General features: G+C 67.8%; 10 protein-coding genes and 1 pseudogene. 6 read left to right on the top strand and 5 right to left on the bottom strand.

The annotated features are described in order from the left end of the window. Nucleotides 1–5: 5 nt before the first annotated feature. A complete protein-coding gene (locus tag ASE28_RS30550) occupies nt 6–917 on the bottom strand; it encodes a LysR family transcriptional regulator (protein WP_057269744.1) in 912 nt (303 codons plus the stop codon). A 174-nt stretch (nt 918–1,091) separates the two neighbouring features. On the opposite strand from ASE28_RS30550, the gene ASE28_RS30545 reads away from it, so the two are divergent. The 6 genes and pseudogenes from ASE28_RS30545 (at nt 1,092) to mmsB (ending at nt 6,144) form a co-directional block, all read left to right on the top strand. Then, nucleotides 1,092–2,615, top strand: coding sequence for a CoA-acylating methylmalonate-semialdehyde dehydrogenase (locus ASE28_RS30545; RefSeq protein ID WP_057269743.1), 1,524 nt, complete (start codon nt 1,092–1,094; stop codon nt 2,613–2,615). A gap of 102 nt (nt 2,616–2,717) precedes the next feature. Then, a complete protein-coding gene (locus ASE28_RS30540) occupies nt 2,718–3,116 on the top strand; it encodes a lysozyme inhibitor LprI family protein (protein WP_057269742.1) in 399 nt (132 codons plus the stop codon). Nucleotides 3,117–3,163: 47 nt separating this feature from the next. Next, a complete protein-coding gene (locus ASE28_RS30535) occupies nt 3,164–4,330 on the top strand; it encodes an acyl-CoA dehydrogenase family protein (protein ID WP_057269759.1) in 1,167 nt (388 codons plus the stop codon). A 13-nt stretch (nt 4,331–4,343) separates the two neighbouring features. Beyond that, nucleotides 4,344–4,799, top strand: a complete 456-nt coding sequence (locus ASE28_RS30530) for a TfoX/Sxy family protein (RefSeq protein WP_057203743.1) — start codon at nt 4,344–4,346, stop codon at nt 4,797–4,799. 24 nt (nt 4,800–4,823) lie between these two features. Further along, nucleotides 4,824–5,216: pseudogene (locus tag ASE28_RS30525) on the top strand (DUF488 domain-containing protein). A 40-nt stretch (nt 5,217–5,256) separates the two neighbouring features. Beyond that, a complete protein-coding gene (mmsB, locus tag ASE28_RS30520) occupies nt 5,257–6,144 on the top strand; it encodes a 3-hydroxyisobutyrate dehydrogenase (RefSeq protein WP_057269741.1) in 888 nt (295 codons plus the stop codon). Nucleotides 6,145–6,174: 30 nt separating this feature from the next. Here the strand turns inward: mmsB and ASE28_RS30515 are convergent, their stop codons facing one another. The 4 genes from ASE28_RS30515 to ASE28_RS30500 form a co-directional block, all read right to left on the bottom strand. Next, on the bottom strand, nt 6,175–6,714 hold the full coding sequence (locus ASE28_RS30515) for a TIGR02281 family clan AA aspartic protease (protein ID WP_057269740.1): 540 nt from the start codon (nt 6,712–6,714) through the stop codon (nt 6,175–6,177). A 73-nt stretch (nt 6,715–6,787) separates the two neighbouring features. Then, nucleotides 6,788–10,441 (bottom strand): EAL domain-containing protein, encoded by a 3,654-nt coding sequence (locus tag ASE28_RS30510; RefSeq protein ID WP_057269739.1) that lies wholly within the window; start codon nt 10,439–10,441, stop codon nt 6,788–6,790. A 25-nt stretch (nt 10,442–10,466) separates the two neighbouring features. Continuing rightward, nucleotides 10,467–10,862 carry a response regulator gene (locus ASE28_RS30505; protein ID WP_057203747.1) on the bottom strand — a complete coding sequence of 132 codons (396 nt, stop codon included), beginning with the start codon at nt 10,860–10,862 and terminating at the stop codon, nt 10,467–10,469. After that, the gene (locus tag ASE28_RS30500) at nt 10,859–12,703 is read right to left on the bottom strand and encodes a PAS domain-containing sensor histidine kinase (RefSeq protein ID WP_057269738.1); all 1,845 of its coding nucleotides are present in this window, start codon (nt 12,701–12,703) and stop codon (nt 10,859–10,861) included. Before ASE28_RS30500 ends, ASE28_RS30505 begins: the two co-directional genes overlap by 4 nt. Between the last annotated feature and the right edge of the window lie 23 nt (nt 12,704–12,726).

The following is a 12,726-nucleotide window of genomic DNA, read 5'->3' as shown; positions in this document are numbered from 1 at the left end:
CCCTATCAGCCAGCCGTGTTGTCCACGGGCTCGGGCAGCAGCAGCCCTTGCTGGGCCGCCACCGTCTCGCGCAGAAAGGCCCAGGTGGCCTGCATGCGCGCCACGTGCTTGTTCTCCTCGGGCATGGACATCCAGAAGGTGCGCGTGAAGCGCGCCATGCCGGGCAGCACGGGCGCCAGGGCCGGATCCTGCGCGGCGACGAAGGCCGGCAGCACCGCCAGCCCGGCACCGGCGCGCACCGCCTCGTACTGCGCGAGGATGCTGGTGCTGCGCAGCGCAAAGCGTGCGGGGCGGTGCAACTCATCAAGGATCTGCAGCTCCTTGGTGAACAGCAGGTCGTCCACATAGCTGATGAAGCTGTGGCCGCGCAGGTCGTCCGCGGTACGGATGGGCGCATGGCGGGCCAGGTAGTCGCGCGTGCCGTAGAGCTGCAGCACGTAGTCGGTGAGCTTGACCACCAGCACCGCGCCGCGCGCGGGGCGCTCCAGCGAGATCACGATGTCCGCCTCGCGCCGCGACAGGTGCACCAGGCGCGGCAGGGCCAGCAGGTCGAGCACCAGGCCCGGGTGCTGCAGCGCGAAATGCGCCAGCTGCGGTGCCAGCACCAGGTTGCCAAAGCCCTCGGTGGTGCCGATGCGCACCAGGCCCTGCAGTCCCTGGCGCACGCCGGGGGCGGCGTTCTCCACCGCCAGAAAGGCGGCTTCCATGGCCTCGACCTGGGGCAGCAGCGCGCGGCCGGCCTCGGTCAGCCGGTGGCCGCCGGCCTCGCGGGCGAACAGGGCCGAGCCGACCTGCTTTTCCAGCGCCTGGATGCGGCGCGCCACCGTGGTGTGGTCCACGGTGAGGCGGCGCGCCGCACCCACCAGGGTGCCGGCACGGGCCAGTTCCAGAAAGTAGCGCAGGTTGTCCCAGTCCATGGAAGCTCTCGTCAAGCGTGCAGGTGCACATGCACAGCGGCCAGCGCATCATGTGCATTTTTGCAAACCTTGTGCGCAGTATTGTCTATTGTCTTCACAATTTTGCACAGCTACCATGCACAGGTTGCCAGATACTTCCCCGTTTTCGCGCCCCCACTTTCAGGAGACAACCCGATGAACGCACCTACCTCTTCGGCCGTACTGGCCCCCACCGTCAAGCTGCTGATCGGCGGCCAGTTCGTCGAGTCCAAGACCACCGAGTGGCGTGACGTGGTGAACCCGGCCACGCAACAGGTGCTGGCCCGTGTGCCGTTTGCAACGGCCGAAGAGATCGATGCCGCCGTGGCCTCGGCCAAGGACGCCTTCAAGACCTGGAAGAAGACACCCATCGGCACCCGTGCCCGCATCTTCCTCAAGTACCAGCAGCTGATCCGCGAGAACATGGCCGAGCTGGCCGCTATCCTGACGGCCGAGCAGGGCAAGACCCTGCCCGACGCCGAAGGCGATGTGTTCCGCGGCCTGGAAGTGGTGGAGCATGCCGCCAGCATCGGCAACCTGCAGTTGGGCGAGCTGGCCAACAACGTGGCCGGTGGCGTGGACACCTACACCCTGCTGCAGCCGCTCGGTGTGTGCGCCGGCATCACGCCCTTCAACTTCCCGGCGATGATCCCGCTGTGGATGTTCCCCATGGCGATCGCCACGGGCAATACCTTCGTGCTCAAGCCCTCCGAGCAGGACCCGATGGTGACCATGCGCCTGGTGGAACTGGCGCTGGAAGCCGGCATTCCACCCGGCGTGCTCAACGTGATCCACGGCGGCGAAATGGCCGTGAACGCGATCTGCGACCACAAGGACATCAAGGCCGTCTCCTTCGTGGGCTCCACCAAGGTGGGCACGCATGTGTACAACCGCGCCACCCTGGCCGGCAAGCGTGCGCAGTGCATGATGGGCGCCAAGAACCACGCCATCATCCTGCCCGACGCGAACAAGGAGCAGACGCTCAACGCCATCGCCGGCGCCGCATTCGGCGCTGCCGGCCAGCGCTGCATGGCACTGCCCGTGGTGGTGCTGGTGGGCGAGTCGCAAAAGTGGATTCCCGAGCTGGTGGCCAAGGCCAAGACGCTCAAGATCAACGGCGGCACCGAAAAGGGCACCGACGTGGGCCCGCTGGTGTCCTGCGCCGCCCTGGAGCGCGTGGAGAGCCTGATCAAACGTGGCATTGCCGACGGCGCCACGCTGGAACTCGATGGCCGCAAGCCCACGGTGCCCGGCTACGAAAAGGGCAACTTCGTGGGCCCGACCATCTTCTCGAACGTTCAGCCCGGCATGGCCATCTACGACCAGGAAATCTTCGGCCCCGTGCTGGCCCTGGTGCCTGCAGCCGACATCGACGAAGCCATCGAGTTCATCAACAGCAACCCCAACGGCAACGGCACGGCCATCTTCACCCAGTCGGGTGCCGCAGCGCGCAAGTTCCAGGAAGAGATCGACGTGGGCCAGGTCGGCATCAACGTGCCAATCCCCGTGCCGGTGCCGCTGTTCTCGTTCACGGGTTCGCGCGCGTCCAAGCTCGGCGACCTGGGCCCCTACGGCAAGCAGGTGGTGATGTTCTACACCCAGACCAAGACCGTGACGGCCCGCTGGTTCGACGACAGCACCACCTCGCATGGTGTGAACACCACGATCAGCCTGAAGTAAAAATGGCCCCAGGCGGCGCTGTGCGTTGTGAGGGCATGGCTGGCAGGGCATGGTGAAATCGGCTGCATGTACCGAGATCCATTGCCCTCCCCGCCAGCCACCATGTCGCGCCTTGCTGCCCAGGCCATTGCCTGCGCCCTACCCTTGCTCATGGGTCCATCCATCGCACTCGCCCAGGCCGGTGCCGCCTGCCGGCAAGGCGGCACGGTGGCCGAGACCAATGCCTGCGCAGTGCAGGATTTCCAGACGGCAGACACCACCATGGCCGTGCTCTACGGCGACGTGATGCGAGCCCTGTCGGCGCATGAGCGCCCGCAGCTGCGCCAGGAGCATTCGGCCTGGCTGCGCGCGCGCACCACGCAGTGCAAGCAGGCCACGCGTGCCAGCGAGCAGCAGCCCGAAGGGCCCCGGCTTTACCACGAGTGCCTGACCCGCGAGACGCAGGAGCGCCGCAAGGGGCTGATGCGCTGGCTCAGCATGGACAGCCCCGCCAAGCCTTGAGCGCATTGCCCCAACAGAACAACAAAGACGACAGCGAGACAGACACCATGGACTTTGAGCTCTCCGAAGAACAACGCGCCTTTGCCCAGACGGCCCGCGACTTTGCGCGGGCCGAGTTCGCGCCTCACGCGGCGCACTGGGACGCCGAAGGCATCTTCCCCAAGGAGGCCATTGCCAAGGCCGGCGAGCTGGGCTTTTGCGGCCTGTATGCGCCCGAGGCTGCGGGCGGCCTGGCCCTGCCGCGGCTCGATGCCACGCTGGTCTTCGAGGAATTGGCGGCGGTGGACCCGTCCACCACGGCCTTCATCACCATCCACAACATGGCGACCTGGATGCTGGGCACCTGGGCCACGCCGGCCGTGCGCGACCACTGGGGCCCGCTGCTGACCACCGGCGAAAAGCTCGCCTCGTACTGCCTGACGGAGCCCGGCGCGGGCTCGGACGCGGCCTCGCTCAAGACCCGGGCCGAGCTGGTGGGGCATGAGTACGTGATCAATGGCGCGAAGGCCTTCATCTCGGGCGCGGGCGCCACCGACGTGCTGGTGCTGATGGCCCGCACGGGTGATGCGGCCTCGGGTGCGGGCGGCATCTCGGCCTTTGCGGTGCCGGCCGACACACCGGGCATCAGCTACGGCAAGAAAGAAGAAAAGATGGGCTGGAACAGCCAGCCCACGCGCACCATCAGCTTCGACAACGTGCGCATTGCGGCCGACCACCTGCTCGGCCGCGAGGGCGAGGGCTTCAAGATTGCCATGAAGGGCCTGGACGGCGGTCGCATCAACATCGCCACCTGCTCGGTGGGCGCGGCCCAGGGCGCGCTCACGCAGGCGCAACAGTACATGCACGACCGCAAGCAGTTCGGCAAGCCGATTGCGAGCTTCCAGGCGCTACAGTTCAAGCTGGCCGACATGGTCACCGAGCTAGTGGCCGCGCGCCAGATGGTGCGCATGGCCGCCAGCAAGCTCGACGCGGGCGACCCGAATGCGAGCACCTACTGCGCCATGGCCAAGCGCTTTGCCACCGATGTGGGCTTTACCGTGTGCAACGAGGCGCTGCAGTTGCATGGCGGCTACGGCTACATCCGCGAGTACCCGCTGGAGCGGCTGCTGCGCGATGCGCGCGTGCACCAGATCCTGGAGGGCACCAACGAGATCATGCGCGTGATCATTGCGCGGCGCATGCTCGACGGCGATGCCCCTGACGTGATCCGCTGAGCCCGCCGAACCCATGCCCGCCCGCCCCCTTTCCGACGAGACCCTGCACCTGATCGACGCCGTGCGCGCCGCGCTGGCGCAGCGCAGCGATGGGGACGAGCGCACCATGTTCGGCTGCTATTGCTTCTTCGTGGATGGCAAGCTGTGCATCGGCGTCAAAGGCGAAGAGCTGCTGGTGCGCCTGCCGCCGGACCGCCACCCGGAGTTCCAGGAAATGCAGAACACGCGCGAGCTGTCGCCCGGTGGCGGCATGAAGGGCTACTTCTGGATCGAGCCCAATGGCTACGCCACGCGCACGCAGTGGAGCTTCTGGATCGACACGGCCCTGGCATACAACCCCCAGGCCAAGGCCACGCCGCCGCGCAAGTCGGCCGCTGCCAAGGCCAGCCCGGCCACAAAAAAGCCAGGCACCGCCACCAAAAAGAAGCCAGCGACCAAGCGCCACAGCATCTTCGAGGCCGACGACTGACGCGCCACCCAGGAAGCCACCACCATGCCACTTCGCATCGTCCGCCTCGGCACCCCGCGTGCCCCCGGTGAAGGCACCCGCATCGGCACCGTGCGCCGGCCGCCACGCGGCGTGCCCAAAGCCGAGTTCGGCAGCCAGAACTGGTACGACGTGTGGTACCCCCTGCTCTCGCCCAGCGCCGAACTCATGGCCCAGGGCCAGCAGGCGCAGAGCGACAAATAGTGGCAGGCCTTCGCCAAACACTTCCGCAAGGAACTGGCCCAGCCCGAGACCAGCCGCACGCTGGACCTGCTGGCCACCCTTTCGCACCATGGTGCCATGTCGGTCGGCTGCTACTGCGAGAGCGAGGCGCGCTGCCACCGCTCCGTGCTGCGTGAGGAACTCGCTGGCCGGGGCGCAGACATCGTCACGGATTGACCCCCTTTCCACATCACAACGACACCAAGGAGATACGAACATGAAAATCGCATTCATCGGTCTGGGCAACATGGGCGGCCCCATGGCCGCGAACCTGCACAAGGCGGGCCACGAAGTCCGGGCCTTCGACCTCTCGCAGCCCGCGCGCGACAAGCTGGCGGCCGATGGCGTGGCCATTGCAGCCGATGCATCGGCCGCCGTGCAGGGCGCAGAAGTGGTCATCAGCATGCTGCCCGCCAGCCAGCATGTGGACAGCCTGTTCCTGGGCACCGGCGAGCTGCTGGCCCAGCTGCCGGCCGGCACGCTGGTGATCGACTGCTCCACCATCGCCGCCGCGACCTCGCGCAAGGTGGCCGAGGCCGCCAAGGCCAAGGGCGTGGCCTTCATCGACGCGCCGGTATCGGGCGGCACTGGGGGCGCCATTGCCGGCACGCTGACCTTCATGGTCGGCGGCGACGAGGCCGACCTGGAGCGTGCGCGCCCCGTGCTCGAAAAGATGGGCGCCAATATCTTCCACGCCGGTGGCGTGGGTGCGGGCCAGACGGCCAAGATCTGCAACAACATGCTGCTGGGCATTTTGATGGCCGGCACCAGCGAAGCGATTGCCCTGGGTGTGGCCAATGGCCTGGACCCCAAGGTGCTGTCGGAGATCATGCGCCGCAGCTCGGGCGGCAACTGGGCGCTCGAAAAATACAACCCCATGCCCGGCGTGATGGAGACCGCGCCCGCCAGCAAGGGCTACGCCGGCGGCTTCGGCACCGACCTGATGCTCAAGGACCTGGGCCTGGCGCAGGAGAATGCCGCCGCCGTGAAGGCCGCCACGCCCCTGGGCGGCCTGGCGCGCAACCTGTATGCGGCGCACAGCCTGGCGGGCCATGGCGCGCTGGATTTCTCCAGCATCATCAAGTCCGTGCAGAAGAAGGGCTGAGGCCCGGCACCGGCGTGCCGGTGCCTTTTTTCAACTGCCGCGCGGGTTGAGCACCATGGAGTCGCGCTTGATCTCCACGTCGAACTGGCGCAGAAAGTTCTGGCCCAGCAGGGCGTCGTCTTCGCTCTCGCCGGTGTAGCCCGTGCCCACGCGCAGGCCCGAGACCGCAAGGTTGCGCGCGGTGATGGAGTCGGAAACCGAGACCTTGCCCTCGCGGTTGCCATTGGCCGTGCGGAAGGTGGTGGGCACGCCGCCCGTGAGGCCGGCCTTTTTCGCCACCGCATCGGTCACCGCGATCAGGCTCGCGCCTGTGTCCACCATGAAGTTCACCGGCACCCCGTTGACGGTACCCGCCACGCGGAAATGGCCGTCGTTGTGGCGCGGTATCACCAGCGAGCCGGTGGAGGTGACGGTGGCACCGCGCGGCGCCATGAATTGCTTCATGCCGAAGTAAAGAAGCCCCATGACCACCAGCCAGAAGGCCAGGATGGCCAGGGTGTTGGTGCGCAGTGCGCGGCGCGTCTGGTCGTCCGCTGGGGATGGTCGCTGGTAGTCGTGTTCTTCGCCCATGGGCCTGGCATTCAAATGCAGAGCCCCAAATCATAGGGCAGCTGCGAACCGCCGCCGGGCAGCAATGTCCTCATCAACTGGCGGGCTGCGCGCCGCGCAGGAACTGCTGCTCGAACACATCGGCCGGCACGGGCCGGCTGTAGAGAAAGCCCTGGATCTCGTCGCAGCCCAGCAGCGCCAGCAGGCGAGACTGCTCCTCGGTCTCCACCCCTTCGGCCACGACCTTGAGCCCCAGCGAATGCCCCAGGTTGATGATGGTGGACACCAGCGCGCTGCCCTTGGGGCCGGCGGCGATGTGCAGGATGAACGAGCGGTCGATCTTGAGCGTGTCGAGCGGCAGCCGGGCCAGGTAGCTCAGCGAGGAAAAGCCGGTGCCGAAATCGTCCATGGCCACGGTGATGCCCATCTCGCGGATGGCGTGCAGGCTCTGGGTGCTGTGCTGCACGTCGTCCATCACCATGCTCTCGGTGATCTCCAGCTCCAGCCCGGCAGCAGCCTCTGGGCCGTGCGCCACAGCCGCGCGCACCTGTTCGATGAAACCCCGGTGGCGCAGCTGCAGGAAGGAGACATTCACCGCCACCCGTATTGGCGCCAGGCCTGCGGCGCGCCAGCGCAGGTTGTCGGCCAGCGCCTGGCCCAGGGCCCAGCGGCCCACGTCGTAGATCAGGCCGGTCTCTTCGAGGATGGGGATGAACTGCCCCGGCGGCACCAGGCCGCGCCGCGGGTCGTTCCAGCGGATCAGGGCCTCGGCGCCGGTCACCTCGCCGCTGGCCAGGTGCAGCTTGGGCTGGTAGTGCAGCACGAACTCGCCGCGCTCCAGCGCTTCGCGCAGGTGGTTCTCCAGGCTCAGCGCTTCGGCCACGCGCAGATTCATCTCCGAGGTGTAGAACATCAGCGCGTCGGCCGAGGCCTTGGCCTTCTTGAGCGCGGCCTCGGCATTGCGCAGCAGCGCCTCGGCATCGCCGCCATCCATGGGGAACAGGGCCACGCCCGCCTTCGCAGTGATGCGCAGCTCCTGCGTGCCCAGCTGGAAGGGCTCGTCGAAGCAGGCGCGCACCAGGTGGTCCACGGCCATGGCCACCGCACTCGCATCGCGCGCCTCGCACACGGCCACGCCAAAGCTGTTGACGCCAATGCGCGCCAGCATGTCCATCGCACTGGCATGCAACTGCAGGCGCTGCGCCACCAGCTTGAGCAGCTCGTCGCCCAGCGAGCGCCCCAGCGTGTCGTTGACGATGCGAAAGCGGTTCACGTCGATCAGCGCCACCCCCAGGAAGGGCGCACCCTGCGGCCGGTGGCCCTCGCGCGCACGCATGTGCTGGTTCACGCGGTCCAGAAACAGCGTGCGGTTGGGCAAGGTGGTGATGTCATCGTAGTAGGCCAGGTAGTTCAGGCGGTCGGATTTTTCGAGGTGGTCAAGCGCAAAGCTGATGTCGCCGGCCAGCTCGCCCAGGAGCTTCATCTCGGTGGCATCGAAGAAGCTGGCCTCGTCGGAAAACAGCGCCATTACGCCCACCACCTCGTGTGCCACCAACAGGGGCAGCACGGCCAGGGAGGCCACCGAACGGGCCTGCAGCCTGGCCGGCAGCAGCACCCGGGGATCGCCTTCGACCTGGTCGCAGACCACGGCGCGCTTTTCTCGCACCACCGTGGCCGTGAGGCTGTAGACGCCCGAGGGCTCGTCCGCATACGACAGGCGGCCGGCAAGGTCGTCGAAGAAGTCCGGGTCGGTGCCGGCGATGGCCATGGGAATCACCTGCTGCGCCGCGCGGTCGACCCGGCCGATCCAGGCCATGCGGAACTTCCCGTGCCGCACCGCGATGTCGCAGGACTGGGCAAACAGCTCCTGGCGGCTGCGCATGCGCACCAGCAGCGTGCTGATGCCGCTGAGCACGGCATAGACGCGGTTGAGGCGCTTGATCTTGAGCTCGGCCTCGCGCCGCTCGGTGATGTCCTCGCCCAGGCAGGCGATGCCCATGGCCTCGCCATCGACGGAGCGCAGCACCGTGTTGTTCCAGTACACCAGCCGGCGCCCGCCGGACCGCGTAAGGATCTCCTGCTCGAAATGCCAGGCGGCCGGCCGGTCGGCCAGCATGTCCTCGAACCCCCGCTGCATGCCGTCCATGCCCGGCGGCAGGAACAGCTCGAACCAGTTGCGTCCGAAGATCTCGCCGCGCTCCCAGCCCGTCAGGCGCAGCAGGCAGTCGTTGCAGTAGGTGATGCAGCCGTTGCGGTCCAGCATCAGCGAGGCCATCTCGACCTTGTCGAGCAGTTCGTTGAAGCGCCGGTCGCTCTCGCGCAGCGCTTCTTCGGCCCGCTTTTGCGCCGTGACATCCTGGATGGTGTTGAACCAGCGCAAGCCTTCGGGGGCAGCGCCTTCGCCGGGCAGCGGCTCCATCACCTGGCGCAGGTGCAAGAGCGCCCCATCGGCACGCCACAGGCGGTAGGTGAAGTCCATGCGCACGCCTTCGCGCACCGCCTGCAAGGCCATGCTGCGCACCAGTGCACGGTCGTCGGCGTACACCATGCCGATCCATTCCCGGGCAGACGCCGGCATGGTGTTCGGGTCGCGCCGCAGCATCTGCGCCAGCGTGGCGGGCCAGCTCTCGAACTGCCCGCCCGGTCCGCTGATGATGTGGGTGATCTTGGCCAGCACCTGCGCCCGGTGCAATCTGGCCTCGCTGGCACGCAGCTCCTCCAGGGCCCGCCGGCGCTCGATCACCTCGATGTGCAGTTGCTCGGCATGGCGCTGCACCTCCAGGTAGAGGCTGCCGTTTTCATAGATGCGCCCCACCTGGGCCGCCAGGATGGACAGGATGCGTTCGTCCTCGGCGCTGAAGTGGTCGGCCCCCTCCTTGTTGGCCAGGCAGATCCAGCCATAGGACGAAGCCAGCGAGGTGACCGGCGCCTCCAGCGCGCAGTACAGCGGCGGGTAGCCCTGCGGCAGACCCGCCATGGTGGGGTCGCCGCCGGGGTTGAGCAGCCGCTGCGAGCGGCGCTCCGTCTGCAGCCGCCCCAGCAGGCCTGACGAGGCATCGGGCGCAGGCAGCGAGCGCGCCAGCACCGGGTCGATGCCACTGGTGCACACCAGCGACGCATCGCCCGGCTTGCGCACGGCGCACAGCACGGCGTACTGGGCGCCTATGAGTTCGCGTGCTCCCGTGCAGACCTTGTTGAGCAGCATGGCCGGGTCGCGCTCGGAGGCCAGCTGCAGATTGAGCTCGGTGAGCGCCGCCAGCCGGCGGTTGGTGGCCTCCAGCTCCACCACGTTGCCCCGCAGCTTGTCGGTCACCAGGCGCAGGTGCTGGGAGCGGAAGGCTGGCTCCACGACCGGGGGTGCGCCCTCGAAGCCGCGAGCCGCCTGCGCCAGCGTGCGTTCGATGGCGCGCAGGATGTCCTGCGGCTCGCAGGGCTTGACCAGCACCTCCGAGACGCCTCCGGCCAGCGCCAGGCTGCGCGCCTGCTCCCCCTGGTAGTGGGCACTGTAGAAGATGACCCGGGTGGCCGCCAGCGCGGGATCGGAGCGCAGCTGGCGCACGAACTCGTAGCCGTCCATGGTGGGCATGAGGATGTCCGAGATCACCAGCGCCGGCCGCTCGGCGCGCACCAGAGCCAGCGCCTGCGCACCGTCCACGGCCTCCAGGGCCTCATGGCCGCCATGCCGCACCAGCGTGACGACCAGGGCCCGGTTGGGGGCCTGGTCGTCCACGACGAGGATCTTTGCCATGGCTGCCGCCCTCCTTGCTTGTGGATCACCGCGGCGGGCGTACCGCCCGCGATGACGGCGAGAGATAGGCCTCGACCTGGCGCACGAAGCGCTCCGGGTCGATGGGCTTGGAGATGTGGTCCTGGAAGCCCACCTCCAGCGCCTTCTCCCTGTCTCCGGGCATGGAAAAAGCCGTCACGGCGACCAGCGGAGCCCGGCGCCAGCCGGGGTCGGCATGCAGCAGCCTGGCCACCTCGTAACCGTCCATGACCGGCATCTGCAGGTCCGACAGGATGAGATCGGGCCCATGCTCCAGCGCGGCGCGCACGCCATCGCGCCCGTTGGACGCGCTGTAGACCTGGTAGCCATCGGCCTCCAGCAGGTAAGTCACCAGCATGCGGCTGGCTTCGTCGTCTTCGATGACCAGGATGCGGGCGGTCATCCCTGGGCTCCCGGCAAATCAAGAATGAAGGTACTGCCCTCGCCTGGCCGGCTGTGCAGCGTGATGTCGCCGCCCAGCGCCTGGGCGAGCTTGCGGCTCAGGTGCAGGCCCAGGCCCGAACCCTCCTGGTGCCGCTCGGCACCCTCCACCCGGGAGAACGGCTCGAACAGCCGCGACTGGTCCGCCAGGGGGATGCCGGGCCCGGTGTCCTGCACGCGCAGGCTCAGCCGCGGGCTGGCCGGGTCCGGCGCATCGAGCTGCACCAGCACCTGACCCTGGCCCGTGAACTTGATGGCATTGCCCACCAGGTTGATGGCCACCTGGGCGAGGGCGCGCCGGTCGGTGCGGACAAGGACTGCATGCTCGGGCATGCTCACCACGAAGGCCAGGCCTTTGCGCTGCGCATCAGGGCCCAAGGTCGCAGCCACCTCCTCCACCACTGCGCAGCAATCCACCATCTCCCACTGAAGCACGTGCTTGCCATCGCGCAGCTTGGCCACGTCCAGCAGGTCATTGATCAGCGACAGCAGGTGGCGCGCGCCCGTCTGCACGATGCGCAGCTGCTTTTCCTGCTCGGCGTTGAGGGGCCCCGGCAAGCGCATGAGCAGGGTGCCGGTGAAGCCGATGACGGCATTGAGCGGCGTGCGCAGCTCGTGCGACATGCTGGCCAGGAAGCGGTCCTTGACCAGCGCGGCGTTCTCCAGCTCCAGGTTCTTGTCGCGCAGCGCCTGCTCGAAGCGCTTGCGCTCGGTCACGTCGCGGATGGCACTGGAGACGAACAGCCCCTCTTCGGTCTCCAGCGGGCTCAGGCTGATCTCGACCGGAAACTCGGAGCCATCCTTGCGCAGGCCGTACAGGTCCAGACCTGCCCCCATGGAGCGGGTGCGCGGCTCGGTGAAGAACCCCCCTCGGTGCCGCGGGTGCTGGCCGCGGTGGCGCGTGGGCACCAGCAGCTCGATCGGCTGGCCCAGCAGCTCCTCGCGCGCCCAGCCGAACAATTTGACGGCCTGGGAGTTGACCAGCACGATGTTCCCATCCCGGTCCACGATCACCATGGCATCGGGCGCCGATTCGAGCAGGTCGCGGAACTTCTGGTCGGCCTTCTTGCGCGCCGTGATGTCGCGGATGGCGCTCATCACCATGGTGCCCTCTTCCGTTTCCAGCGGACTCAGGCTGATTTCCACCGGAAACTCGCTGCCGTCGCTGCGCACACCATACAGCTCCAGACCCGCCCCCATGGTGCGCGTGCGCGGCTGGACGAAAAAGCCGCTGCGGTGCCCCAGGTGGGCGTTGCGGTAGCGCTGGGGCAGCAGCACCTCGACCGCCTGCCCCAGCAACTGGGCCCGGGGGTAGCCGAATACCCGCTCGGCCTGCGAGTTCACGAGCACGATGCGCCCGGTGGCGTTGACCATCACGATGGCATCGGGCGTGGATTCGAGCAGGTCGCGAAAGCGCGCCTCGACCAGCTTGGCATCGCGCAGCACCTTGAGCTGGGTGACGTCCTTCTTGCTCGACAGAAAGTAGGCCAGTTGACCGCCCTCGCCAAAGACAGCCCGGGTGGACACGTTCACATGGACCAGCGAGCCATCCTTGCGCCGGCGCACCGACTCGTGCACGGACACGCCGGACTGCAGGGCTTCGGCGCAGATCGACTCCTCGTCGTGTACCTGGTCCGGCGGCACAATCAGCTGTGCCAGGCTGCGGCCCCGGGCCTCGGCCTCGGTGTAGCCGAAGGTGGCTTCCGCTGCCGGGTTCCAGTGCAGGACAGCACCGTCCGGCGCGATGACCAGCAGCGCGTCAGGATTGTGCTCCCAGTAGGCCCCGGAGAAATCAGATGCCATACAGCCCTTTTCGTGAAGGGGCC

It is taken from the genome of Acidovorax sp. Root219, assembly GCF_001428665.1.
Taxonomy (GTDB): Bacteria; Pseudomonadota; Gammaproteobacteria; order Burkholderiales; family Burkholderiaceae_C; genus Acidovorax.
Note: the sequence above shows the minus strand (reverse complement) of the source record. Positions and strands in the feature narration are given on the sequence as shown.

Coding starts and splice junctions, on each gene's coding strand:
- ASE28_RS30550 (WP_057269744.1), bottom strand. CDS start 917: ATGGACTGGGACAACCTGCGCTACTTTCTGGAACTGGCCCGTGCCGGC.
- ASE28_RS30545 (WP_057269743.1), top strand. CDS start 1,092: ATGAACGCACCTACCTCTTCGGCCGTACTGGCCCCCACCGTCAAGCTG.
- ASE28_RS30540 (WP_057269742.1), top strand. CDS start 2,718: ATGTCGCGCCTTGCTGCCCAGGCCATTGCCTGCGCCCTACCCTTGCTC.
- ASE28_RS30535 (WP_057269759.1), top strand. CDS start 3,164: ATGGACTTTGAGCTCTCCGAAGAACAACGCGCCTTTGCCCAGACGGCC.
- ASE28_RS30530 (WP_057203743.1), top strand. CDS start 4,344: ATGCCCGCCCGCCCCCTTTCCGACGAGACCCTGCACCTGATCGACGCC.
- mmsB (WP_057269741.1), top strand. CDS start 5,257: ATGAAAATCGCATTCATCGGTCTGGGCAACATGGGCGGCCCCATGGCC.
- ASE28_RS30515 (WP_057269740.1), bottom strand. CDS start 6,714: ATGGGCGAAGAACACGACTACCAGCGACCATCCCCAGCGGACGACCAG.
- ASE28_RS30510 (WP_057269739.1), bottom strand. CDS start 10,441: ATGGCAAAGATCCTCGTCGTGGACGACCAGGCCCCCAACCGGGCCCTG.
- ASE28_RS30505 (WP_057203747.1), bottom strand. CDS start 10,862: ATGACCGCCCGCATCCTGGTCATCGAAGACGACGAAGCCAGCCGCATG.
- ASE28_RS30500 (WP_057269738.1), bottom strand. CDS start 12,703: ATGGCATCTGATTTCTCCGGGGCCTACTGGGAGCACAATCCTGACGCG.